This window comes from Actinomadura litoris (assembly GCF_009733595.1).
GTDB classification, from domain to species: domain Bacteria; phylum Actinomycetota; class Actinomycetes; order Streptosporangiales; family Streptosporangiaceae; genus Spirillospora; species Spirillospora litoris.
Genome location: NZ_WOFH01000004.1, coordinates 94,660 through 118,068, shown reverse-complemented (window position 1 = coordinate 118,068; position 23,409 = coordinate 94,660). Strand labels below are relative to the sequence as shown.

The window sequence follows — 23,409 nt, the reverse complement described above, 5'->3', positions numbered from 1 at the left end:
GACGCGGCGCCCGCCGGGGGAAGACGATCACCATGGCGGAACAGCGCGCGGACCGGCCCGGGGAACACGCCGGCGGAGCGGAGAACGAGAGCCTCCTCACCGTCCTGCTCGCGCTCGCCGCCAACCTCGGCATCGCGATCGCCAAGATCGTCGCGGCGGTCGCCACCGGGTCGGCGTCGATGGCCGCCGAGGCCGCCCACTCCATCGCCGACACCTTCAACGAGGTGCTGCTGATGGTCGGGCTGCGGCGCAGCGGCCGGCCCGCCGACCGCCGCCACCCCCTCGGCTACGGCAAGGAGCGCTACATCTGGACGCTGCTCGTCGCCGTCGCGATCTTCGGGATGGGCGCCCTGTTCGCCTTCTACCAGGGGTTCCAGACCCTCGTCCGGCACCACGGGAACGAGGCCGACCCGCTCGTCGGCTACTGCGTCCTCGCCGTCTCCCTCGTCCTGGAGGCGATCTCCTGGCGGCAGGCGCTGCGGCAGGTCCGCGCCGCCGCCCACGCGGAGGACCTCCCCCTCACCGCCTACATCCGCCGGACGGACGAGCCCACCGCGATCAGCGTCCTGCTGGAGGACTCGGCCGCCCTCATCGGCCTCCTGCTCGCCTTCGCCGGCCTCGGGCTGCACCAGCTCACCGGCTCCGCCGCCTGGGACGGCGCCGGTTCGGTCCTCATCGGCGTCCTGCTCACCGCCGTCGCGCTGGTCCTCGGCCGCATCAACCTCAACCTGCTCATCGGCAGCCAGGCCGACCCGCGCGTCGTCGCCGACGTCCGCGCCCGGCTGGCCGCGGCCCCCGAAGTGGAATGGGTCGTGGACCTCGTCACCATGACGGTCGGGGCCGACCGCGTCCTCGTCTGCGCGCGCCTGGACTTCCGCGACGCGCTCACCGCCGGGGACGTCGAGCGCGCCTGCGTGCGGATGGGCCGCGAGCTGCGCGAAGCCCACGACGAGATCGACGAGATCTTCCTCGAACCGGTCCCCCGCGACGACCCTGAGCTGCGCGAACGCGTCATCGCGCGCTATGGTCGGCCTCTGCCGCCGGAGCAGTCCGGAACTGGGTGAATTGTGTCACATAGCCTCACCGCCCGGCGCCTTTACGTAGTAAGGTGACATCGGGTGAAGGTGGACGTGTGAGACGCCCCGATCCGGGCACCACGAACCCCTGGACCGTTCCTCCACGGTCCTCCGGCCGGACGGCCGATCCCGCGCGCCGGGAACAAGAACCCCTCCGCGCGACGTTCCGATAAGTGCGAGCGCAGGCAGCGAGACAGAATCCGCGCCGCACCCACACCACGGAAGGGAGGGGGGCGTCCCCATGCCGCGAACCGCCGCAGAGACCCCGCTCACGGAGCCCGCGAGCCCCGCACTCGACGAGCTCCTGAAGCGTGGCCGCGCCCAAGGGCGCCTCTCGCTCGACGAGGTCAGGGGGGCATTCGAGGCCGCCGGCATCAGCCCCGCCCAGGGCCGCTCGATCCTGCGCGAGCTCTCGGAGTCCGGCATCAGCCTCGCCGGCGAGGGCGACCCCGCCCGCCGCGCCACCGCCAACGGCACGGCGAACGGCACCGCGAACGGCACCGCCGACCACGCCGGCGGCGAGCCGGCGCTGACCGCGAAGAAGCGTCCCACGAGGAAGGCCACCGCCAAGAGCGCCCCCAGGAGCACCGCGAAGACCGCCCGGAAGAACGCCAAGGCCGCCGACACCGGCGACGACGAGGCGTTCGAGGTCACCGAGGTCGAGGCCGCCGACACCCCCGCCGACCTGGACGACCAGTCCACGACCATGGGCGACTCCGTCCACACCTACCTGAAGGCCATCGGGCGGCGGCAGCTGCTGACCGCCGAGCAGGAGGTGGACCTCGCCAAGCGCATCGAGGCCGGGCTGTACGCCGAGCACAAGCTGGAGACCGAGGACCTGCGCCCGCGCGTCCGCGCCGACCTGGAGTGGATCGCCGCCGACGGCCGCCGCGCCAAGGCCCACATGCTGGAGGCCAACCTCCGGCTCGTGGTGTCGGTCGCCAAGAAGTACTCCGACCGCGGCCTGTCGCTGCTGGACGTCGTCCAGGAGGGCAACCTCGGGCTGATCCGCGCCGTCGAGAAGTTCGACTACTCCAAGGGCTACAAGTTCTCCACCTACGCGATGTGGTGGATCCGCCAGGCGATCCAGCGCGGGTTCGCCGACTCGGCCCGCACGATCCGGCTGCCCGTCCACGTGCTGGAGATGCTGAGCAAGCTCAGCCGCGTCGAGCGCGACATGCACCAGCGCCTCGGCCGCGAGCCCACGCCCGAGGAGCTGGCCGTCGAGCTGGACAAGAGCCCCGAGCAGATCCGCGAGCTGCTGCGCACCAGCCGCCAGCCGATCAGCCTGGACTCCACGATCGGCGAGGACGGCGAGACCCGCATCGGCGACCTCATCGAGGACACCGACAGCCCCGAGGCCGCCGAGCTGGTCGACCGCCAGCTCATGGCCGACCAGCTACGCCGCACGCTGGACATCCTCTCGCCGCGCGAGGCCAAGATCATGGCGATGCGGTTCGGGCTCTACGACGGGACGCCCCGGACCCTCGACGAGATCGGCAAGGCCCTCGGGCTGACCCGCGAGCGGATCCGCCAGCTGGAGAAGGAGTCGCTGTCCAAGCTGCGGCACCCGAGCAACGCCAGCCCGCTGCTGGACTTCGCCGTCTGACCCGACACCCGACAGCGAGAACGGGGCCCGCCGGAGAACTCCGGCGGGCCCCGCGCCGCGCGGGTTCAGTCGGCGCGGCGGAACTCCAGGATCGCCACGCCCATCAGCCCCACGCCCATCAGCACGACGATGACGACCTCCAGCCAGACCGGCACGACCCAGCCGTTCCAGGTCACGCCCGGGTTGAAGGTGCGCTCCAGCGCGGGCGAGGCGTCCAGGTGCCGGAAGACCGCCTGGCGGAGCGGGTCCACCGCGTAGGTGAGCGGGTTGAAGCGGGTGAGGACGCTCAGCCAGGTCGGCAGCCCGTTCAGCGGGTACAGCGCGCCCGACAGGAACATCATCGGCATCATCGCCATCTGCATGAGGCCGAAGAACGACTGCATGCTCCTGATCCGCGCCGCCATCATCACCCCGAAGCCCGTCAGCGCGAACGCGCCGAGGAACATGAGCCCGACCAGCTCCAGGAGCAGCAGCGGGTCGTAGGGGACGCCGGCCAGGCCCGCCAGCAGCACGATCACCGTCCCCTGCACGGTCGCGACGAACGCGCCGCCGATGCACTTGCCGATCACGATCGCGCTCCGGCTGACCGGCGCGACGAGCATCTCGCGCAGGAACCCGAACTCGCGGTCCCACACGATCGACCCGGCGGAGAACATCGCGGTGAACATCACCGACATCGCACACACGCCCGGGAAGATGAACGTCTTCAGGTCGATGTCGCCGGCGGGCCCGCTGCCCGAGGCCATCAGGTTCGACAGCCCGGTGCCCATGACCAGCAGCCACAGCACCGGCTGGACCAGCCCGCTCACCAGCCGCACCTTGTCGCGCCAGAACCGGATCAGCTCCCGGTGCAGGACGATCCGCACCGCCCGCAGGTCGTGCCGGACGCTGCGCTCGGGCACCGAGACCCGCACGACCCCCGCGGCGGGGGCCGGGGCGCTCGTTCTCGTCGTCATCCTCATCTCCTCATCGCGCGCATCATCACGCGCATGTGGTCGCCGGCCCCGGCCTCCGCGTCACGGATCGTGCTGCCGGTGAAGCTCATGAACACGTCGTCCAGCGACGGCCGGGCGACGCTGACCGACCGGATCGGGACGCCCAGCTCCGCGAACAACCGGGGCACGAACGCCTCACCGGCGACGACCCGGAACGTGACGGCGCCCTCCGACATGACCGCCTCCAGCCCGAACCGGTCCGCGATCTCGGCGATCGCCGCCCGGTCGTCGGCGGTCTGGATGCGCACCCGGTCCTCGCCGACCCCGGCCTTGAGCGCCTCGGGGGTGTCCAGCGCGACGATCCGCCCCGAGTCCATGATGGCGATGCGGTCGCAGTACTCCGCCTCGTCCATGTAGTGGGTGGTCATGAAGATCGTGATCTCCTCGGCCTCCCTGAGCTGGCGGATGTACTCCCAGATCGACGCGCGGGTCTGCGGGTCGAGGCCGACGGTCGGCTCGTCCAGGAACAGCACGCGCGGCGAGTGCAGCAGGCCCCGCGCGATCTCCAGCCGCCGCTTCATGCCGCCCGAGAAGGTCTGCACCCGGTCGCGGCGGCGGTCCCACAGCCCGACCATCTCCAGCACCTGCCCGATCCGGTCGGTCGTGACCGACCTCGGCACCCCGTACAGCTCGGCGTGGAAGCGCAGGTTCTGCTCGCCCGTCAGGTAGCCGTCGAGCGTCGTGTCCTGGAACACCAGCCCGATGTTGCGGCGGACGGTGTCGCGCTCGGCCACCACGTCGTGCCCGGCGACCCGCGCGGTGCCGCCCGAGGGGCGCAGCAGCGTGCAGAGCATGTTGATCGTGGTGGACTTGCCCGCGCCGTTCGGGCCGAGGAAGCCGAACACCTCCCCCGGGCGGACCGAGAACTCGATCCCCCGCACGGCCTCCGCGTCGCCGAACCTCTTCGTCAGGCCGTCGACCTCGACGGCGTCTCCCCCGTCCGGCATGAGCCCTCCTCGCCGTATTCGTTTTGGATATACCAACGGTAGGATTGTCCTATCTCTCTGGTCAAGAGAAATTCGGGACACCAAGGGAGGGCCCGTGTCGGAGCAGCCCGATCCGCTGCGCGAATCGCCGACCTACCTGCTGTATGAGTTGGTCCGGCTCGTCCGGCGGACCGGCGCCGAGATGTTCCCCGGCGACCGCGTCCGGCTGCCGCACCTGATGGTGCTGGACTGCGTGGCCCGCCACGGGCCGCTGTCCCAGCGGGAGGCCAGCGAGTACCTGCGGATCGACGCCGGCGACATGGTCGGCCTCGTCGACGCGCTGGAGGCCGCCGGGCATGTGGAGCGGCGCCGCGACCCCCGCGACCGCCGCCGCTACGCCCTCGACGTCACCGAGGACGGACGGCTGTTCCTCGGCGCCGCCCGCGAGAAGCGGGCGCGCCTCAACGACCTGCTGTTCGCCCCGCTCACCGGCGACGAGCTGGAGCGGTTCAAGGAGCTGATGGTGCGCGTCCTCGCCCACCACGACACCCGCTTCGGCGACCCGTCCGCCGCGAGCGCGCCCGGCGGCAACGGCGCCGGAGGCGCGGCGCCGCCACCGCCGCGCGAACCCCACCCGAGGCCGTGACGAGCCCGCCTCGGCGCGCGGTCCGCCCCGGACACGTTCCACCAGCTCACAGGCCCTGCGACCGGGACGGCCGACCCGTCAGGCGGCGCCTTGACGATCTCGTGTCAAGCGTTGTCGACCGCTGTCATGGCCCTTTCGCGCGCCGCCCGCGCGGACCCCGAACGGATTCGCGGCGCCCCGGCGATCTCGCGGACGGATGCGGCCCCGCCCCGCACCGCCCGGGATCGTCCGGTGCCCGGCGCACCTAACCTCGGTACATGCCCGACCTTGCTTACTACGCCTCCCTGCCGCGTGCCCGCGGCGCCGCGGCGGCCCTGCTCCTGGACGACCTGGGGCGGGTCCTGCTGGTCAAGCCCACCTACAAGGAGGGCTGGTTCCTGCCCGGCGGGGTCATCGAGGCCGACGAGTCCCCGCTGTCGGCCTGCGTCCGCGAGTGCGAGGAGGAACTCGGCTTCGTCCCCCGCCTGGACGGGCTCGTCTGCGTCGACTGGGGCTCCCCCCGCGACGGCATCGACTCCGTCAACGTCTTCGTCTTCGCCGGCACCGTCACCGGCGCGGAGGTCGAGGCGATCCGGCTGCCGCCCGACGAGCTGTCCGACCACGTCCTGGTCGCGCCGGAGAAGATCCCCGAACTGGCCGCCCCGCACATCGCCCGCCGGATGGAGCCCAGCCTGCGCGCGCTGGCCGAGGGCCGCGCCGTCTACCTGGAGGACGGACGGGAGCAGCCGTTCGGCGCCGCCACCTGACGCCCCCGGCGCCGGCCGGAGGGGGGCCGCGGTTCAGACGGGCGCGGCGTCGTGCATGCCCCGGGCGTGCTCGGGGTCGGCGACGCGGGCGCAGTGGGCCGAGCAGTACCAGTGCCGGCCCACCTCCACCCCGTGGCCGAGGACCCGGCACTCGCAGTGCTCGCAGATCGGCGCCATCCGGGTGATCGCGCACTCGAACGAGTCGAAGGTGTGGACGCTGCCCTGCGCGTGCACCTCGAAGGACATCGCGTAGTCGTTTCCGCAGACCTCGCAGGTCGCCATCGGGTCGCTCTCCTCTCCCCCGCCGCGTCGCTGTGACTGTCTACCCAGGTCACAGCCCCGCTACCCGGGCCCGAGGGCTACCCGCGGCCGCGGCCGGCGGGCGCCTGGCGGGCGGGGCGGCCGCCCCGCCTGCGCGCGGACCCGCCGGCGGCGACCGGCCGGTCGGCGGGCTCCGGCCAGCGCGGCGAGCGCCCCGAGGAGCACAGCACCGACTCCCACGGGTCCCCCGCGGCGAGCGGCAGGTGCGGGACGCCCCAGTGCCACGCCGACACCAGCAGGTCGGGGTCGCGCGGGCGGTAGTCGGCGCCGGACGCGCGCGCCATGTCCCACGCGTGCAGGTGCCACTCCACGCACGCCGCGCCCGCGTGGTCGCCGACCGTGTACTTGGTGCCCCGGTAGATCAGATGCGTCCGGTCCCAGGTGTCGGGCGTCAGGTCGGCGTAGGCGCCCGCCGACACACCGAACGCCATGATCCGCTCCGGCCCCGGCTCGGCGGGCAGCACCGCCAGCTCCGCCGCGTTCTGCCGGGCCTGCTGCCGGATCAGCACCGCCGACGCGGCGTCCTGCGCGAACAGCTTCGCGAGCCTGCTGTCGGGCGCGTCCTGCAGGTATTCGAGGAAGTTCTCCGCCACGCACCGCAGGTGCCCGGCGAGGTCGATCAGCCGCCAGTCGGCGCACGGCGTCGGCACGTCCCAGTCGGCGACCCCGTCCGCCAGCGCGACGATCGCCCGCACCCCGTCCTGGTAGGACTCCAGGACGCGGTGCCGGTCCGGCGGCGTGCGCTCCACGTGACTTCCCCCCGCGTCCAGAGCACCGTGCGCGTGCCCTCCCCGGTGCCCTCCCCGCCGCGGCGTGCCCCGCACCCCGCCGCCGTCCCCGCGGCGCCTCGGTGCGGACCGCCCCGGCGCTCCCCGAGAGGGCAGACTCTCAGAGTTCGGTGGCCGGTGCCACCCGGTGATGCTGTGTCGTCCCACGTCCGGGGACATCCCGCCCGGTTCCCCGCGGACGGGTGACGCCCGCCGCGCGCCGCGCGGCGGGCCCGCTCACACGGCCGCCGGCCGCGTCCGGAAGCTCAGCCGGTGCGCCTCGCGCGCGGTCCGGAGCCGGTCGACCTCGTCGGTCCACGGCCGGACCGACGGCCGCGCCTTCGCCTTGCGGTAGGCGATCTCGGCGGCCCGGCGGGTCGCCGCGTCCTGCGCCGGGGTCGAGTACACCTTCGGGCCCATCTCGGTGCGCTCGGCGGCCTCGGCGGCGGCGAGCGCGGCGGTCAGCGCCTTGTCGAAGGCGACCACCAGCTCCCGCACCTCCGGCGCGGGCGTGTCCGCGCCCTGGGCGTCCCGCAGCGCCCGCTCCGCCTCCGTCGCCGCCGCGAGCCGCGCCGGATAGTCGGCGGCCAGCCGCTGGTCGGCCTCGTACGGCTCCGCGACGTCCTTGCTCACCCGGCGGCCCAGCGGCATGGTGGTTCTCCCTCAAGCTCACGATCTACTCGTCCGATCCAGGCAAGCGTACGCGGGCTGTCCGGCGTGTCGTGACGGGGCACACCAGGGCCGGGCCCTTTACGTAGTAAGGTACGGGGTCCTATGGTTCGACAACCGAGCATCAACGCGCAGAACCGCGCCCCGCTGTCCATCGAGCGGATCATCGACGCCGCCCTCCGCATCGTCGACGGCCAGGGCCTGTCCCGGCTCACCATGCGCCGCCTCGGCGACGCGCTGGAGGTCGAGGCGATGGCGATCTACCACCACCTCCCCCGGGGGAAGGAGCAGCTCCTGGACGGCCTCGTCGCGCACGTCGCCGCCGCGCCCGCCACCCCGGGCGGGGCGGGCGGCGCCTGGCGGGAGGACCTGCGCGGCTGGGCCCGCGACTACCGGACGCGGCTGCTGGCGCACGCGGGCGTCCTCCCCCTCGTCGTCACCCGGCGCAACCCCGCCGCGCTGACCGAGACCGTCGTGTCGCTGCGGGAGGTGATGCGGCGCGGCGCCGTCCCCGAGGACGCGGCGGCCGTCGCCGCGCACGCCCTGCTCGGCTACGTGATCGGCCACGCGGCCCTGGAGGTCCGCGGGACCGCCGAGGACGGCGCCGACCGCGCGGTCGACTGGGACGCCCGCTTCGACGCGGGCCTGGACCTCCTCCTCACCGGCGCGGGCTGACCCACGACCGGACATGTCTCCGGACGACGCCAGCCGTCACGAGCCCACCGCGACTTCATGGACTCAGTCCTCGACGACGAGGACCTCCAGATGGCGCGGGCCGTGCACGCCCTCCACCCGCGCCATCCCGATGTCGTGGGTCGTGGACGGCCCGCTGATCCAGGTCAGCGGGCGGGACGGGTCGAGGCGCCCGAGTGCCTCCGGGACCGTTCCCACGATCTGGTCGGCGTGGACCACGCACAGGTGGTAGCCGGGGACGGCGGTCAGCGCGCGCCGCCCCTGGGCCCGGCCGCCGTCCAGCACGACCGTGCCGGTCAGCGCGACGGCCGCCGCGCAGCCGGTGACGACGCCGTCGCACGCCGCGAGCGTCTCGGTGTCGAGCGCCGGGGCGTCGGCCAGCGCGCGCACGCCGTCCAGGTCGGCCAGCCAGCCGTAGGGCAGGTCGGCCGGGACGGCGATCTGCGCGGCCTCCCGGCCCCACAGCGCGGCGGCCACCGCCGTCGCCAGCTCGTCGGCGCTGACGTGCCGCACCGCCGCCCGCCGGTCGGCGACGCGCTCGGTGAACAGCGCGAGGACGTCCGCCCTGGTCTCGGCCTCCGCCTCGGGCAGCCGCCGGGCGTACCCGCGCGGCACCGGCGGGCGCGCCCCCCGCGCCCCGCCGAGCGCCTCCCGGACGCGCCGCAGGATCTCCTCGCGCGACCCGGCCCCGCTCTCCCCGCTCACCAGCCCGCCTCCCCCGTCACGAGCCCGCCCCCTCCGTCACCGGTCCCACTCCCCGCTCACGGCCTGCGGCGCCACCAGGCGCGGAAGCTCTCCGCCGGAGGCGCGGGCAGGTCGCGGGCCTCGGTCCACTTGCCGAGCAGCCCCGGCAGCCGCCGGATCCGGCCGCCGCGCGACAGCAGCCGCGCCCACCGGGTGCCGCGCCGCAGCGCCGCCTCGTAGCGCCGCGCGTCGCCCATCGTCCAGGCGAGGCCGCGCATCATCAGCAGCTCCGGCGTCGGGACGGGACGGCGGCGCCGCGACTCGACCACCCTCCCGCGCAGGTGCACCAGCACCTCCGGGATGTCGATCTTCACGGGGCACACGTCCGCGCACGCGCCGCAGAGCGTGGACGCGTACGGCAGCGACGCGTCGGCGGCGCTCTCCACCCCGCGCATCTGCGGGGTGAGGATCGCGCCGATCGGGCCCGGGTAGACCGGCCCGTAGGCGTGGCCGCCCGTCCGCTCGTAGACCGGGCAGACGTTCAGGCAGGCCGAGCAGCGGACGCAGCGCAGCGCCGCCCGCCCGACCTCGTCGGCGAGCGCCCTGGTGCGCCCGTTGTCGAGCAGGACGAGGTGGAAGGCGCGCGGCCCGTCGCCGGGCGTCACCCCCGTCCAGGACGAGACGTAGGGGGTCATCGCCTCCCCCGCCGCCGAGCGCGGGAGGAGCTGGAGGAGGACCTCCAGGTCGGCCCAGGCCGGGACCACCTTCTCGATCCCGGCGAGGGTGATCAGCGTGTCCGGGAGCGTGAGGCACATCCGCGCGTTGCCCTCCGACTCCAGCAGCACCGCCGTGCCCGTCTCGGCGACCAGGAAGTTCGCGCCGGTGATCGCGACCCGGGCGGCGAGGAACCCCTCGCGCAGGTGCGCGCGGGCGGCGCCGACGAGCGCGGCGGGCTCGTCCGGCAGGTCCGGCGGGGCGCCCAGCAGCCCCCGCAGGAACAGCTCGCGGATCTGCGCGCCGTCGCGGTGCGCGGCCGGGGACAGCAGGTGGGACGGCTCGTCCCCGCCGAGCTGGACGACGAGGTCGGCGAGCGCCGTCTCGCGGGCCGTGATCCCCGCCGCGGCGAGCGCGCCGTTCAGACCGATCTCGCGGGCGACCAGGGAGCGGGCCTTCACGACCTCCCTCGCCCCGGTCGCCTGGACCAGCGCGAGCACGATCCGGCGGGCCTCCGCCGCGTCCGCCGCCCAGTGCACGGTGCCGCCCGCCTCGGTGACGGCGCGTTCCAGCTCCTCCAGGTGCGCGTCGAGGTTCAGCAGCGCGTCGTCGCGGATCGCGCGGCCCGCCTCGCGCAGCTCCTCCCAGTCGCCCGGTTCGGGCGAGGCCCCCGCCCGCTCGCGCAGCGAGGCGGTCGCGCCGCGCAGGTTGCGGCGCAGCCGGGTGTCGGCGAGCGCGGCGCGGGCGGCGGTGGCGAACTTCGGCGTCGGCAGCGGGACGGGTGCGCGCGCCTCGCCGGCCGTCCCTGAGGAGGCCGTCACACCGGCCCCGTCTCGGCCAGGATCTCGGCCAGGTGCATGACCCGGACGCCGCCCCGCAGCCGCGACAGCGCGCCGCCGATGTGGGCGAGGCAGGAGTTGTCGGCCGCGCACACCACGTCGGCGCCGGTGTCGCGGACGTGCCGGACCTTGTCGGCGACCATCGCCACCGACACGTCGGCGTTCTTCATCGCGAACGCCCCGCCGAACCCGCAGCACTCCTCCGCCGCCGGCAGCTCGACCAGCTCCAGCCCCCTCACCGCGCGCAGCAGCCGCAGCGGGCGGTCGGCGACGCCGAGCGTCCGCAGGGACTGGCAGGTCGGATGGTAGGTGACGCGGTGCGGGAAGTAGGCGCCGAGGTCGGTGACGCCCAGCACGTCCACCAGGAACTCCGTCAGCTCGTAGACGGCGAGGCCCTCGGCGGCGCGGGCCAGCCCCGGGTCGCGGGCCGACCGCGCGATCCTCGGGTAGGCGTCGCGGACGGCGACGGCGCACGACGCGGACGCCGTCACCACCGCCTCGGAGCCCTCGAACGCGCCGGTGAACCCGCGCGCGAGCGCGGCGGCCTCCCGGTGGTAGCCGGTCGTCCAGTGCACCTGGCCACAACAGGTCTGCCCCGGCGGGTAGGAGACCTCGTGCCCGAGGCGCTCCAGCAGGGACGTCACCGCCTTGCCCGTCGCGGGAAACATCGCGTCGTCGAAGCACGCGACGAAAAGCGCGACGCGCATCCCGGCCACCCCCAGTCGCCGTGCGGAAACCCCTGCTCCCGTGGGACATCGTAGGGGTCGCGGAGGGTGCGTCCGCCTGAAACGATCGCACCCGGCCCGCTCCCGCACCAGGAAAGCACCGGTTGGGAACGTTTGCCTATCCGACGGCGTGTCGTTCTTCGTCCGTTATCGAGCCCGGGGGACGCTATGCCTGGCACCTCGGGGTGAGTCGGGTCACATCTCTCCGGTACCTCGGTACCAAAGGACAACCGTCCCAACGGGCTATGGCCGGTGGGGACGAACCGTTCCACACTGGGGTGCGTCAATAAGGAAAAGCACCACAACCGACGAGTAGTTGAGACCGGAGGCACGCCGATGTGCCCGCACCAGCCGCCCTGTCCCTCCCACGAAGCGCCCGACCGCGACGCCGCGCGGACCCTGGCCGCCCATCCCGAGCAGGGGTGGAGCCTGCTGTGCAACGGCGTCGTGCTCTTCGAGGACACCGGTGAGCTGCTGCCCGACGGGGGAATCATCGCACCGCACCGGCCGACGGACCTGCAGGCTCCGTCCGCCGCCTGACCAGTCTCCACGGGGGACTAGTTCGAACGGGTGATCATCCGCGGGGGCAACGCCCACCTGCCCTTGGCCTCTGGGCCCGCACCGGGCCCAGAGGGTCTATCTCCCGGCCGTCCGCGCCATCGCCGCGGGACGCGCCGCGCAGCGGCGAAGCCATGGCTCCACCGCCTCGCCGACGGCCGCCGGGGACCGGTTCAGATCGTGCCGCTCCCCCGGCAGCACCGTGACGTGGGCGGCGTCCGCCGCCTCCGGGACGCCGAACGGGTCGCGGTCGCCGTTGACGACCAGCACCTCCACCCCGGCGGCCCGTAGCTCCTCCACCCGCGTCTTCTCGGGCTTGCCCGGCGGGTGCAGCGGGAACGCCAGCGCGAGCACGCCCGCCGCGCCGGCCTCCCGGGCCGTCCGGCACGCCACCCTGGCGCCGTTGCTGCGTCCGCCCTGCACGTAGGGCACGTTCCCGAACCGCTCCCGCAGCCGCCGGACGACCTCCAGCCACGCCTCGTCCTGCTTGGCGGGCGGGCCGGGAGCCCGCCGCCCCGCGAGCCGGAACGGCTGCGTGACGCCCGCGACCGCGCCGCCGAGCCCGAGCGCCACCTCCCGGACGGCGAGCAGGTCGGCCGCGTCCACTCCCCCGTTCGACCCGTGGGTCAGCGCGAGCAGGAACGCCGGGCGGTCCGGCCCGTCCAGCCGCGCCTCGGCCGGGCCGTGCGGGGTCACGATGTCCATTGGGGCCACCGTAACCCCCACCCGCCGCGGCCTTTCGGGCGGGGTGGACGTCTAGCCCTCGGGGGTGCCCATGGCGAGGCGGAGGCGTTCGGCGAAGCTCTCGTGGAGCAGCGGGCCCCAGGGGTAGTCGCTGGGGACGTCGACGGCCCGGCCCAGCACCTCGTGGGTCTCGCCGGGGCGCCGCTCCCGCGGGTCGTCGGCGTAGCGGACGGCGAGCAGCGCGTACATGTGGTCGAGGGCGCCGAACGCCTCACCGGCGAGCGCGGGCAGCGTCCCGTCGGTCACCGACTGCTCGACGACCGGCTCCCACCACAGGTCGGCGGGGTCGGCGACCTCGTCGTCGCCGCCGAAGTCGCGGCGGAGCCGGGCCCGCACCTGCCCGGCGACGCCCGGGTCGGACAGGCCGCGCCGCCACACCTCGCCCGCCTCGGCGCCGCGTCCCCGCAGCGGCAGCGTGCGCGCGAGCAGCTCGGTCGCCAGCGGGCCGACCTCGGGGTCTGCGGGCTCGGACGGGTCGCCGAGGGAGGCGTGGAAGGCGGCGATGGCCTGGTCGAGGTAGGCGATGCCGAGCAGCGTCGCGAGCCGCGCGTAGGCGTAGGGGGCGCCGGCGCGGTCGATCAGCCTGAGCCCGGCGGTCAGGACCCGCTGCGCCGCCGCGGGCTCGGCACGCTCCAGCAGGCGCTGCGCGAGGTCGTGCGCGGCGGGCGGCGCGTACTCGGGGTCGCCGGTCGCGACGACCGCCTCCCAGTGCCCGCGCGCGGTCTCGAAGTCGCCCTCGTCGTCGGCGATCCTGGCGAGCGCGAGATGCGCCGGGGGCAGGTAGGCGGGGTTGCCGAAGTCGACGACGGCCCGCCACGCCGGCGCCGCTCCGCCGGGTTCCCCGGCGCGCTCGTGGGTGAGGGCCAGGTGGTAGGCGGCGCGCGGCCCGTACTCGGGGTCGCCGGTAGCGATGGCGGCCCGGTCGGCGTCGCGCGCGCGGGCCACCTCGCCCGCGTCGTCCAGGACGACGGCGAGCCCGAGCGCCGCCCGCGCCCGGTAGGGGGTGTCGCCCAGCGCGAGCACCCGCTCGAACAGCAGGGCGGCCCGGTCCGCGGCGCCGCTTTCGGCGAGCGTCCGGGCCTCCTCGCACAGCCTGGCCGGATCGTCGGTTGCGGACGCCGGGTCCGCGGGCTCGGTCATCGCTCTTCTGCCCTCTGGGGGTTCGGGGACCGCCCAAGCCTAGCGATCCCGCCACGCCCGCGTCCCGCGCCGACACTCCCCCGCGAGCCGAACCGGCGACCGGTTCCGGAGGCCCGGGGACGGCCCCGGGCCCCCGGCGGGATCAGTCCTCGAACGCCTCCGGCGGCGGGCAGGAGCAGACGAGGTTGCGGTCGCCGTACGCCTGGTCGATGCGGCGGACGGGCGGCCAGTACTTCGCCTCCCGCAGGGCGGGGAGCGGGTAGGCGGCCTCCTCGCGGGCGTAGGAGTGCTTCCAGTCGTCGGAGACCAGGTGGTCCGCCGTGTGGGGGGCGTTCTTGAGGGGGTTGTCCTCGCGGTCGTAGCCGCCCTCGGCGACCCGCTGGATCTCGCGGCGGATCTCGATCATGGCGTCGCAGAACCGGTCGAGCTCGGCCAGGTCCTCGGACTCGGTCGGCTCGATCATCAGGGTGCCCGCGACGGGGAAGGACAGCGTCGGGGCGTGCAGGCCGTAGTCGATGAGCCGCTTGGCGACGTCCTCGGCGGTGATCCCCGTCTCCTTGGTGATCTTGCGGAGGTCGGCGATGCACTCGTGCGCGACCAGGCCGTTGCGGCCGGTGTAGAGGATCGGGTAGTGCGGGGCGAGGCGCGCGGCGACGTAGTTCGCGCCGATGATGGCGCCCTCGGTGGCGGCGCGCAGGCCGTCCGGCCCCATCATCGCGATGTAGGCCCAGGAGATCGGCAGGATGCCCGCCGAGCCCCACGGCGCCGCCGAGATCGGCCCGACGCCCGAGTCCGGGCCCGCCTCCGCGCGGAGCGGGTGGTTGGGCAGGAACGGCGCGAGGTGCTCGCGGACGCCGATCGGCCCGACGCCGGGGCCGCCGCCGCCGTGCGGGATGCAGAACGTCTTGTGCAGGTTGAGGTGCGAGACGTCCGACCCGAACTCGCCGGGGCGGGCGAGGCCGACGAGCGCGTTGAGGTTGGCGCCGTCGACGTAGACCTGCCCGCCGGCCTCGTGCACGGCCGCGCAGACGTCGGTGATCGTCTCCTCGAACACGCCGTGCGTGGACGGGTAGGTCACCATGATCGCCGACAGCCGGTCGCCGTGCTGGGCGATCTTGGCGCGCAGGTCGTCCAGGTCGACGTTGCCGCCCTCGTCGCACTTCACGACGACGACGCGCATCCCGGCCATGACGGCGCTCGCGGCGTTGGTGCCGTGCGCCGAGGACGGGATGAGGCAGACGTCGCGGTGCCCCTCGCCGCGCGCGACGTGGTAGCCGCGGATGGCGAGGAGCCCGGCCAGCTCGCCCTGCGACCCGGCGTTCGGCTGGAGCGACACCTTCGCGTAGCCGGTGATCTCGGCGAGGAAGCCCTCCAGTTCGCCGATCAGCTCCAGGTAGCCCCGCGCCTGCTCGACGGGCGCGAACGGGTGGATGTTCGCGAACTCCGGCCAGGTGACCGGCTCCATCTCGGTGGTGGCGTTCAGCTTCATCGTGCAGGAGCCGAGCGGGATCATCGAGCGGTCGAGCGCGATGTCCTTGTCCTGGAGGCGGCGCAGGTACCGCAGCATGGCGGTCTCGGAGTGGTGCGCGTGGAAGACCGGGTGGGTCAGGTAGGGGCTCTCGCGGCGCAGCCCGTCCGGGATCGCGTCGCCGTCCACCGGGGCCGCCGGGACGCCGAACGCCTCCAGGACGGCGGCGACGTGCTCGGGCAGCGTCGTCTCGTCGCAGGCGACCGCGACGTGGTCGGCGCCGGAGGGGCGCAGGTTGACGCCGCGCTCGCGGGCGGCGGCGACGACCTCGGCGGCGCGTCCGGGGACGCGGGCGAGGACGGTGTCGAAGAACGCGCCGTGCACGACCTCGACGCCGCCGCCGCGCAGCCCGGCGGCGATCTCGGCGGCGCGCCGGTGGGCGCGCTGGGCGATCGCGGCGAGGCCGTCGGGCCCGTGGTAGACCGCGTACATGCCCGCCATGACGGCGAGGAGCACCTGCGCGGTACAGATGTTGCTGGTGGCCTTCTCGCGGCGGATGTGCTGCTCGCGGGTCTGGAGCGCGAGGCGGTAGGCGGGGGCGCCGGCGGCGTCGACGGACACGCCGACGAGCCGTCCGGGGAGCTGCCGCTGGATGCCCTCGGCGACGGCCATGTAGCCCGCGTGCGGCCCGCCGAACCCGTAGGGGACGCCGAACCGCTGCGCGGAGCCCACCGCGATGTCGGCGCCGGACTCGCCGGGCGGGCGCAGCAGCGTCAGCGCCAGCAGGTCGGCGGCGACCACGACCTTGGCATTGCGCTCGCGGGCCTGCGCGGCGACCGGCTCCAGGTCGCGGACGGCGCCGGACGCGCCCGGGTACTGGAGCAGCACGCCGAAGAAGTCGCCCTCGGGGAGCCCGCCGGACAGGTCGGCGGTCACCACCTCGATGCCGAGCGGGACCGCGCGGGTGCGGACGATCTCGATCGTCTGCGGGAGGACGTCGGCGTCCACCAGGAACGTTCCGGGCTCCTTGCGGCGCGACACGCGGTGCGCGAGCGCCATGGCCTCGGCGGCGGCGGTGCCCTCGTCCAGCATGGAGGCGTTGGCGACCGGCAGCCCGGTCAGGTCGCTGACGACCGTCTGGAAGTTGAGCAGGGCCTCCAGGCGGCCCTGGGAGATCTCCGGCTGGTACGGGGTGTAGGCGGTGTACCAGCCCGGGTTCTCCATGACGTTGCGCAGGATCACGCCCGGGGTGGTCGTCCCGTGGTAGCCGAGCCCGATCATGGAGGTGAGGACGGTGTTGCGGGAGGCCAGCTCCCGCAGCCGGGCCAGCGCCGCGGTCTCGCTCAGCGCGGGCGGGAGGTCCAGGGGGCGGGTGGTGCGGATCGCGGCCGGGACCGCGTCGTCGACGAGCGCCTCGGCGCCGGAGTAGCCGATCACGGCGAGCATCCGGGCCTGCTCGTCCTCGGACGGGCCGATGTGCCGGTCCGCGAAGGCGGTCCGGGGATGCTGCGGCGAGGCCACCGGGGCGAAGTACTGGGCTGTCATGGGGAGAGCCTCCTGGCTGCTGCGGTCGCTCAGGGCCACCGCCGGCACGGGCCGGCGGCCGGTCTCCCCCTCTGTCATCGGCACCTGAGAGCTTCCCCCGCGCGCGGCGGGATTTCCCCTTCGGTGAGCCGCCCTTCCCCCGGAGGGGAGATCGACGCCTGCTTTCCAGAGGTGCCTCGCCCAGGCGGTCCTTTTGCCTGAGAGGTTCCGGGGAGGTTGCCCCTTCGGCGCCCCGCACCGGCTTGCGCGAGGGCTCTCCCGCCCAGGGTCGACGGCATGTCTGGGGCAAACCCTACCCGGCGATCGTCGAGCCAGGCTTGGGCGGGCCTCGGGACTTCCGTCCGGAGACCCCGGTGACCTGGGCGGCGGCGGGCATACCCCCCAGTACGATGAGAACGGCCCGCGCGGACGGGCGGTAGGGGCGGCGTCCGGTCGACGGGGCGCCGCCGGTTCTGGGACGCTGATCACGATGACGGATGGCCAGTGCGGCGGCACGGTGTGACACGGCGGCACGAGGCGGCGCGGCCGGCCGATGTGCCCCCGGCCCGCGCCGGGGAGGCGCCCCCGGGGCCGGACACGGAGGCCCCGAGGCGCGGCACGGCCGTGCCCGTGGACGATCCGCCGCGTCCCGACCGGATCCGGCGCCCGGCCGACGCGATCCGGTTCGCGGCCTCGTGCGTGCTGCTCGCGGCCGTGATGCTGCTGGTGTCCTTCGCGCAGCAGACGACGCACGGGCTGCAGACCGACATCGCCGAGGGCACCGCGCACGCGCCCCGGCTGCTGCTGTCGCTGGCGACGCTGGCCTCCAGCTTCGGGGTGCTGGCCGTCCCGGTGGCGTTCGCGGTCGAGCGGGTGGTCCGCAAGGACGGCAAGCGCGTCGCGATCGCGCTGCTGGCGGCGGTGATCGCCTTCCTGCTCACGATCGGGCTGGACGACCTGGTGGTGCCCTCGGCGCCCGGCGGCGTGCTGGACTCGCTGATCTGGGGCGGCACCGAGACCGCGCCGGTGCACACCGACATCGCGCCGGTGATCGCGTTCGTGAGCGCGGTGGGGATGGCGGGCCGGGCCCGCTGGCAGGCCGCGACGTGGACGATGATCGGGCTGGCGGCGCTGACCGGGCTCACCGCCTCCTACGCCTCGGTGGCGGCGCTGGCGGCGACGTACCTGCTGGGGCGGGCGATCGGGCACGGCACCCTCTACGCGGTCGGGACGCCGAACCCGCGCCCGCCCGGGACGGCGGTGGTCGCGGCGCTGGAGCGGCTCGGGTTCCGTCCCGAGCGCGCCGCCTACCTCGACCCGGCGGACGGCGACACCGAGGAGCCCCGCCGGTACGGGGTCGCGCTGGCGCCCGACGAGGACGAGGACGCCGCGCGCGTCCCCGCGCGGCGCGGCGAGTGGAACCTTGAGGTGCGGGTGCTGGACCGGGACCAGCAGACCGCCGGGGTCCTGTACCGCGTGTGGCGGCTGCTGCGGCTGCGCGGCGCGACGACCGGCCGGGCGCTGCGTTCGCTGCGCCGGTCGCTGGAGCAGGAGTCCCTGATGGCCTACGCCGTGGACGCGGCGGGCGCGCGGACGCCGCGGCTGGCGGGCACCTCGGAGGTCGGCACGGAGGCGGCGCTGCTCGCCTACGAGCACGTGCCGGGGCGGCGGCTCGGCGACGTCCCCGACGAGGAGGTCACCGACGGGCTGCTGACCGACGTGTGGCGTCAGTTCCGGCGGATGCAGGCGGGGCGGCTCGCGCACCGGCGGCTGGAGGGCCACGCCGTCCTGGTCGGCGACGACGGCCGCGCCTACGTCACCGACCTGCGGTCCGGGGAGGTCGCGGTCGGCGACCTGGCGCTGCGCCTGGACCTCGCGCAGCTGCTGACGACGCTGGCGCTGCGGGCGGGCCCGGAGCGCGCCGTCGCGACGGCGGCGGCGGTGCTCGGCGAGGAGGCCCTGGCGGCGGCCGTCCCGCTGCTCCAGCGGGTGGCGCTGTCGCGGGCGACCCGGGCGGCGCTGCGCCAGGACCGGGGCCTGCTGACCCGGATCAGGGAGCAGATCGTCCGGCTGAAGCCGGAGACGGAGGCGGCGCCCGTCCGGCTGGAGCGCTTCCAGCCCCGCACGATCTTCAGCATCGTGGCGCTGTCGTTCGCCGCCTACATCGTGATCCCGCAGGTCGCCAGCCTGGACATCGCGCATCTGGTGTCGACGGCGACCTGGTGGTGGGTGGCGGTGGCGCTCGGTGCGGCCACGCTCACCTACCTCGCCGCGGCGTTCATGCTGATGGGGTTCGTCCCGGAACGGCTCCCTCTGGGCCGGACCGTGCTCGTGCAGGTCGCGGCCTCGTTCGTGAAACTGGTGGCGCCCGCCGCGGTCGGCGGCGTCGCGATCAACACCCGCTACCTCCAGCGCTCGGGGGTGCGGCCGGGGCCGGCGGTGGCGAGCGTCGGCGCGTCCCAGCTGGTCGGGATGGTCACGCACATCCTGCTGCTGATCCTGTTCGGGTTCCTCACCGGCTCCACGAACAAGGCGACGCAGGACCTGGCGCCCTCCCGCACGATCGTCATCGCCGTGTTCGTGCTGGCGCTGGTGGCGGGGCTGACGCTGACCGTCCCGAAGGTGCGCCGGGTGGTGTCCTCGCGGATGCGGAGCATGTTCTCGGGCGTGGTGCCGCGCCTGGTGGACGTCCTGCAGTCGCCCCGCAAGCTCGCCACGGGCATGGGCGGGACGCTGCTGCTCACGGTGGCGTTCGTGCTGTGCCTGGACGCCTCGATCCGGGCGTTCGGCGGCTCGCTGCACTGGACGTCGGTGGTGGTGGTGTTCCTGACCGCGAACGCGCTGGGCTCGGCGGCGCCGACCCCAGGCGGCCTGGGCGCGGTCGAGGGCGCCCTGACCCTGGCGCTGACGATCTCCGGGCTGGCGGCGGAGACCGCGACCTCGGCGGTGCTGCTGTACCGGCTGCTGACGCTGTGGCTGCCGGTCCTGCCGGGCTGGGCGGCGTTCGCCTACCTGCAACGCAAACAGGCGATCTAGAAGCCGGCGAGCGCGCGCACGGGACGTCCGCAACGCCGAGGGTGCGGACTCGCGAGGCGGCGAGGTGGACCAGGCGGCGCGGAACCGGAAGCTGGGGCCCTGCGGGGCTCGGAGGCCGGTGCGGCGCTGTGCGTCGTCGCGGGGCCGGAGCCGGGTGGTGTGCGGGGCGGGAGGCCGGGGGCGCGGGGGTGGGCGCGGACCGGGTCAGCCGGTGCGGCGGGCCCGGCGGCGGTTGGCCAGTTCGTCGTGGGGGTGCTCGGAGGGGTCGTCGTCGGTGGCGGCGCGTTCGCCGGGGAGTTCGGCGAGGCTTCCCTCGACCTCCTGCCAGACGCGGCCGAGGGCGATCCCGAAGACGCCCTGGCCGCCCTGGAGCAGGTCGACGACCTCGTCGGCGGAGGTGCACTCGTAGACGCTGACGCCGTCGCTCATCAGGGTGATCTGGGCGAGGTCCTGGACGCCCCGGTCGCGCAGGTGGGTGACCGCCGTGCGTATCTGCTGGAGCGAGACGCCCGTGTCCAGGAGGCGCTTGACGACCTTCAGCACGAGGATGTCGCGGAAGCTGTAGAGCCGCTGGCTGCCCGATCCGTGGGCGGCGCGGACGCTCGGGTCCACGAGCCGTGTGCGCGCCCAGTAGTCGAGCTGCCGGTAGGTGATCCCCGCCGCGGCGCACGCGGTCGGGCCGCGGTAGCCGACATCCTCCGGCGGCGCCGTCACCTGGGTCTCGAAGAGCAGGCCCTGCTCTCCGGCACGCCGGGACGCCATGTGCCTGTCGGGGGTCGCCTTGCCCTCGCCGCTGCTCACCGCCACGCGGACCTCCGGCTTCTATCAGCCCGTGGCGCTTCGTCAAGGGGGTTTGACGAATTACACCACGGGTGTTCCACCAGCACGGTAGGTGCCGGTCAGGGCGTGGTCAACGTTCACCGTCGGCGCGTCGCATGCCCGGATGAACCGGCTTCACGTGGGCAAACTGCGCACCTTCGCCGTCACCGCACTCCTACCCCGATCGTCGCCCATCGGAAACGGCCAGGTCCAGGGCAATGCAAGACCAATCGCGGCGGGGCATGACCTTGCACCCCAGAGTGACATATCCCACGGAACCCCTACATTACACCCGATCACCCAGGGTGATCGTTCGGGGGGTGCCTTCAGGGGCCGAGCGGGGAGGTGGAGGGCATGCAGGCCGGGTCGGCGGGCCGGGTCGGCGGGCAGGGTCAGCCCGCGCGGCCGAAGTCCTCGGGCGAGATCGTGTCGAGGAACTCGCGGAACTTCTCGACCTCGTCCTCCTGCTCGTCGGGGATGGCGACGCCGGCCTCCTCCAGCACGTCCTCGCTGGCGAAGATCGTGGCGCCGGTGCGCAGCGCCAGGGCGATCGAGTCCGAGGGCCGGGCGCTCACCTCCACGCCGTTGGAGAAGACGAGGTCGGCGAAGAAGATCCCCTCGCGCAGGGCGGTGATGTTCACGGCGCGGAGCTGCACGCTGAGGGCGTCCAGGACGTCCCGGAACAGGTCGTGCGTGAGCGGGCGGGCGGGCAGCACCCCCTGCTGGGCGAAGGCGATCGCGGTCGCCTCGACCGCCCCGATCCAGATGGGCAGGTAACGCTCGCCCTCCGTCTCCTTCAACAGGACGATCGGCTGATTGGAGGGCATCTCGACCCGGACGCCGACGACCTCCATCTGCTTCACTGCGGCTCCCTGATGGTTCTCGCTGTCTCGATCGCCACGTACACCGGACCGATTCCTGACCGAACCCTGTAGCCAAAGTACACCCCGTGTCGGACCGTCCGTCGCGCCGCCGGGGAGGCAAAATCCTCCGCACCCCCGTGATCAGGGATCGAGGCTCTCACGGAGTCCGTTCGCGACGAGCGCGGCGTGCAGCCGCACCGACAGCGCGGCGATCTCGCGCGCGGTCTCGGCGGCCTGCTCGTGGGCGCCGGGGCTGCGGCGGCGGAGCTGGGGGGCGACCATCTGCTCGATCAGCCCGACCTGCCGGTCGGCGGCGGCCTTGACCGCGCGCAGGTGCCGGACCTCGAAGCCGAACTCGCCGAGCGCGGCGGCCGTGCGCGCGATCGCGAGGTCCTCGCCGTGGTAGTGGGCGCCGATCCGGCGGACGAGGCCGTACTCCTCCAGGCTCGCGAGCAGGTCCTCGCCGATGCCGGCGCCGTCCAGGAGCTGGCGGCGGGTCAGCCGGACGGCGGGCTCCTCCGCCGTCGTGTCGGCCGCCACGAGGTTGCGGGGGCGGCGCCGCCCGTTCTCGGGGGCGGCGCGGCGGGCGCCGAGCGGCGGTACGGCCTCGCCGCGGTCGCGGGCCTCCAGGTGCTGCCTGATCACCCGCAGCGGCAGGTAGTGGTCGCGCTGCGCGGTGAGCACGAACCGGAGCCGCTCGACGTCGCCGTCGGCGAACTTCCGGTAGCCGGACGGGCTGCGCTGCGGCTCGATCAGCCCCTCGGACTCCAGGAACCTGATCTTGGAGATCGTGATGTCGGGGAAGTCGGGCCTGAGCAGGCCGAGGACGTCCCCGATCGTCATCAGGGACCGGGCCGGGCGCGGATTCATGGCCGCCCCTCCCCTCGCCGCCGGAGGCCCGTCACCGGGGCGCCGGCGGCCCCGCGGGCGCCCGGCACCGGCCGGGCCCCTCGGCGGGACGACCCGTGGCGGGTGTGCTGACCGGCGACGTCCACTCCGCTGGCGCTCCGCTCCGGGTCCCGGTCAGCCGTGCTGCGGGTTCGTCAGGAAGACCAGGCGGAACTTGCCGATCTGCACCTCGTCGCCGCCCGACAGGCCGGCCTGGTCGATCCGCTGGCGGTTGACGTAGGTGCCGTTGAGGCTGCCCACGTCGCGGACGGAGAACACGCCGCCCTGGCGGGCGAACTCGGCATGCCGCCGGGACACGGTGACGTCGTCCAGGAAGATGTCGCTCTCGGGGTGGCGGCCTGCCGACGTCTGGTCCTTGTCGAGCAGGAAGCGGCTGCCGGCGTTCGGGCCCCGCTTGACCACGAGCAGCGCCGTCCCGGGGGGCAGCGCCTCCACGGTCATCTGCTCGGGACCGACCGGCTCCTCGCCCTGGTCGGTGTCGAGGGCCTCGAACCCGCCGATGGAGATCGTCGAGGTCGACTCGCCCGGCGACTCCCGGGGAGGCAGCGGCGACGGCGCGCTCCGGGTCAGCGGAGTGCCGCAGTTCGAGCAGAAGCGGGCATCATCCGGGTTGGCGTGACCGCACTGCGTGCAGTAGACGCTCGGCATCGATCGGCTCGGCCTCCTACCATCGGCGTGCCGCACACGGACGCCCCGCTGCCGCGGGTACCGCCTGCGCCACGCGCATCCATCAACCAACCCACGCCGGGGACCCGTCCCCCGACCACGGTCCAACTCACCGCCCGCACGCGGCAGTCGCCGCAACTTACGCGGGTATCACCCGAGGGGTCAACTGGAGCGGTGAGCCCGGCTGCCCCAAAGCTACCTTCGCCGATGATCGCCGGTCTACGCCGCCGCGCGGACGGCCGCCGATCACGACGCCTGGGCCGAGCCCCCGG

General features: G+C 74.4%; 22 protein-coding genes and 1 riboswitch. Of the genes, 7 read left to right on the top strand and 15 right to left on the bottom strand.

Annotation, left to right across the window (positions count from 1 at the left end):
- Nucleotides 1-32: 32 nt before the first annotated feature.
- Both GNZ18_RS11825 and GNZ18_RS11820 read left to right on the top strand, forming a co-directional pair.
- On the top strand, nt 33-1,064 hold the full coding sequence (locus tag GNZ18_RS11825) for a cation diffusion facilitator family transporter (protein ID WP_156216367.1): 1,032 nt from the start codon (nt 33-35) through the stop codon (nt 1,062-1,064).
- Between the two features lie 253 nt (nt 1,065-1,317).
- Complete coding sequence (locus tag GNZ18_RS11820; RefSeq protein ID WP_156216366.1) at nt 1,318-2,685, top strand: RNA polymerase sigma factor; 1,368 nt, start codon at nt 1,318-1,320, stop codon at nt 2,683-2,685.
- Nucleotides 2,686-2,750: 65 nt separating this feature from the next.
- Here GNZ18_RS11820 and GNZ18_RS11815 read toward each other — a convergent pair whose 3' ends face one another.
- Both GNZ18_RS11815 and GNZ18_RS11810 read right to left on the bottom strand, forming a co-directional pair.
- Nucleotides 2,751-3,641, bottom strand: coding sequence for an ABC transporter permease (locus tag GNZ18_RS11815; RefSeq protein WP_156216365.1), 891 nt, complete (start codon nt 3,639-3,641; stop codon nt 2,751-2,753).
- 2 nt (nt 3,642-3,643) lie between these two features.
- Complete coding sequence (locus GNZ18_RS11810) at nt 3,644-4,627, bottom strand: ATP-binding cassette domain-containing protein (protein WP_156216364.1); 984 nt, start codon at nt 4,625-4,627, stop codon at nt 3,644-3,646.
- Nucleotides 4,628-4,721: 94 nt separating this feature from the next.
- Between GNZ18_RS11810 and GNZ18_RS11805 the strand changes: the two genes are divergently transcribed.
- Both GNZ18_RS11805 and GNZ18_RS11800 read left to right on the top strand, forming a co-directional pair.
- Nucleotides 4,722-5,252 (top strand): MarR family winged helix-turn-helix transcriptional regulator, encoded by a 531-nt coding sequence (locus GNZ18_RS11805; protein ID WP_308166280.1) that lies wholly within the window; start codon nt 4,722-4,724, stop codon nt 5,250-5,252.
- Between the two features lie 257 nt (nt 5,253-5,509).
- A complete protein-coding gene (locus tag GNZ18_RS11800) occupies nt 5,510-5,998 on the top strand; it encodes an NUDIX domain-containing protein (protein WP_156216362.1) in 489 nt (162 codons plus the stop codon).
- 33 nt (nt 5,999-6,031) lie between these two features.
- On the opposite strand, the gene GNZ18_RS11795 is transcribed toward GNZ18_RS11800, so the two are convergent.
- From GNZ18_RS11795 to GNZ18_RS11785, 3 genes are all read right to left on the bottom strand, one after another.
- Nucleotides 6,032-6,280, bottom strand: a complete 249-nt coding sequence (locus GNZ18_RS11795) for a metallothionein (protein ID WP_156216361.1) — start codon at nt 6,278-6,280, stop codon at nt 6,032-6,034.
- A gap of 77 nt (nt 6,281-6,357) precedes the next feature.
- Nucleotides 6,358-7,068, bottom strand: coding sequence for a maleylpyruvate isomerase N-terminal domain-containing protein (locus tag GNZ18_RS11790; RefSeq protein WP_214619520.1), 711 nt, complete (start codon nt 7,066-7,068; stop codon nt 6,358-6,360).
- Between the two features lie 255 nt (nt 7,069-7,323).
- Nucleotides 7,324-7,737: a plectin gene (locus tag GNZ18_RS11785; RefSeq protein WP_156216360.1), complete on the bottom strand. Its 414-nt coding sequence runs from the start codon at nt 7,735-7,737 to the stop codon at nt 7,324-7,326.
- A 123-nt stretch (nt 7,738-7,860) separates the two neighbouring features.
- Between GNZ18_RS11785 and GNZ18_RS11780 the strand changes: the two genes are divergently transcribed.
- Nucleotides 7,861-8,430: a TetR/AcrR family transcriptional regulator gene (locus GNZ18_RS11780; RefSeq protein WP_156216359.1), complete on the top strand. Its 570-nt coding sequence runs from the start codon at nt 7,861-7,863 to the stop codon at nt 8,428-8,430.
- A gap of 63 nt (nt 8,431-8,493) precedes the next feature.
- Here GNZ18_RS11780 and GNZ18_RS11775 read toward each other — a convergent pair whose 3' ends face one another.
- The 3 genes from GNZ18_RS11775 to GNZ18_RS11765 are packed head-to-tail and all read right to left on the bottom strand — an operon-like array spanning nt 8,494 to nt 11,392.
- The gene (locus GNZ18_RS11775) at nt 8,494-9,153 is read right to left on the bottom strand and encodes a LutC/YkgG family protein (RefSeq protein ID WP_312874439.1); all 660 of its coding nucleotides are present in this window, start codon (nt 9,151-9,153) and stop codon (nt 8,494-8,496) included.
- 56 nt (nt 9,154-9,209) lie between these two features.
- Complete coding sequence (locus tag GNZ18_RS11770; protein ID WP_376766266.1) at nt 9,210-10,667, bottom strand: lactate utilization protein B; 1,458 nt, start codon at nt 10,665-10,667, stop codon at nt 9,210-9,212.
- Nucleotides 10,664-11,392 (bottom strand): (Fe-S)-binding protein, encoded by a 729-nt coding sequence (locus GNZ18_RS11765; protein ID WP_156216357.1) that lies wholly within the window; start codon nt 11,390-11,392, stop codon nt 10,664-10,666. Before GNZ18_RS11765 ends, GNZ18_RS11770 begins: the two co-directional genes overlap by 4 nt.
- Before the next feature lie 354 nt (nt 11,393-11,746).
- Between GNZ18_RS11765 and GNZ18_RS11760 the strand changes: the two genes are divergently transcribed.
- The gene (locus tag GNZ18_RS11760; RefSeq protein WP_067468352.1) at nt 11,747-11,950 is read left to right on the top strand and encodes a DUF5999 family protein; all 204 of its coding nucleotides are present in this window, start codon (nt 11,747-11,749) and stop codon (nt 11,948-11,950) included.
- A gap of 96 nt (nt 11,951-12,046) precedes the next feature.
- On the opposite strand, the gene GNZ18_RS11755 is transcribed toward GNZ18_RS11760, so the two are convergent.
- From GNZ18_RS11755 to gcvP, 3 genes are all read right to left on the bottom strand, one after another.
- Nucleotides 12,047-12,673 carry an alpha/beta hydrolase family protein gene (locus GNZ18_RS11755; RefSeq protein WP_156216356.1) on the bottom strand — a complete coding sequence of 209 codons (627 nt, stop codon included), beginning with the start codon at nt 12,671-12,673 and terminating at the stop codon, nt 12,047-12,049.
- A 51-nt stretch (nt 12,674-12,724) separates the two neighbouring features.
- Complete coding sequence (locus GNZ18_RS11750) at nt 12,725-13,852, bottom strand: tetratricopeptide repeat protein (RefSeq protein WP_156216355.1); 1,128 nt, start codon at nt 13,850-13,852, stop codon at nt 12,725-12,727.
- A 142-nt stretch (nt 13,853-13,994) separates the two neighbouring features.
- Nucleotides 13,995-16,865, bottom strand: coding sequence for an aminomethyl-transferring glycine dehydrogenase (gene gcvP / locus GNZ18_RS11745; RefSeq protein ID WP_156216354.1), 2,871 nt, complete (start codon nt 16,863-16,865; stop codon nt 13,995-13,997).
- 175 nt (nt 16,866-17,040) lie between these two features.
- Nucleotides 17,041-17,136, bottom strand: a riboswitch (glycine riboswitch).
- Between the two features lie 332 nt (nt 17,137-17,468).
- Between gcvP and GNZ18_RS11740 the strand changes: the two genes are divergently transcribed.
- Complete coding sequence (locus GNZ18_RS11740; RefSeq protein WP_312874438.1) at nt 17,469-19,880, top strand: lysylphosphatidylglycerol synthase transmembrane domain-containing protein; 2,412 nt, start codon at nt 17,469-17,471, stop codon at nt 19,878-19,880.
- A gap of 204 nt (nt 19,881-20,084) precedes the next feature.
- Here the strand turns inward: GNZ18_RS11740 and GNZ18_RS11735 are convergent, their stop codons facing one another.
- The 4 genes from GNZ18_RS11735 to GNZ18_RS11720 all read right to left on the bottom strand — a co-directional run bounded on the left by GNZ18_RS11735 (nt 20,085) and on the right by GNZ18_RS11720 (nt 23,119).
- Nucleotides 20,085-20,687: a MerR family transcriptional regulator gene (locus tag GNZ18_RS11735; RefSeq protein ID WP_214619527.1), complete on the bottom strand. Its 603-nt coding sequence runs from the start codon at nt 20,685-20,687 to the stop codon at nt 20,085-20,087.
- Between the two features lie 404 nt (nt 20,688-21,091).
- Nucleotides 21,092-21,562 (bottom strand): bifunctional nuclease family protein, encoded by a 471-nt coding sequence (locus tag GNZ18_RS11730; protein ID WP_214619529.1) that lies wholly within the window; start codon nt 21,560-21,562, stop codon nt 21,092-21,094.
- Nucleotides 21,563-21,703: 141 nt separating this feature from the next.
- Nucleotides 21,704-22,432, bottom strand: a complete 729-nt coding sequence (ftsR, locus tag GNZ18_RS11725; protein ID WP_156216353.1) for a transcriptional regulator FtsR — start codon at nt 22,430-22,432, stop codon at nt 21,704-21,706.
- A 153-nt stretch (nt 22,433-22,585) separates the two neighbouring features.
- A complete protein-coding gene (locus tag GNZ18_RS11720; protein WP_156216352.1) occupies nt 22,586-23,119 on the bottom strand; it encodes an FHA domain-containing protein in 534 nt (177 codons plus the stop codon).
- Between the last annotated feature and the right edge of the window lie 290 nt (nt 23,120-23,409).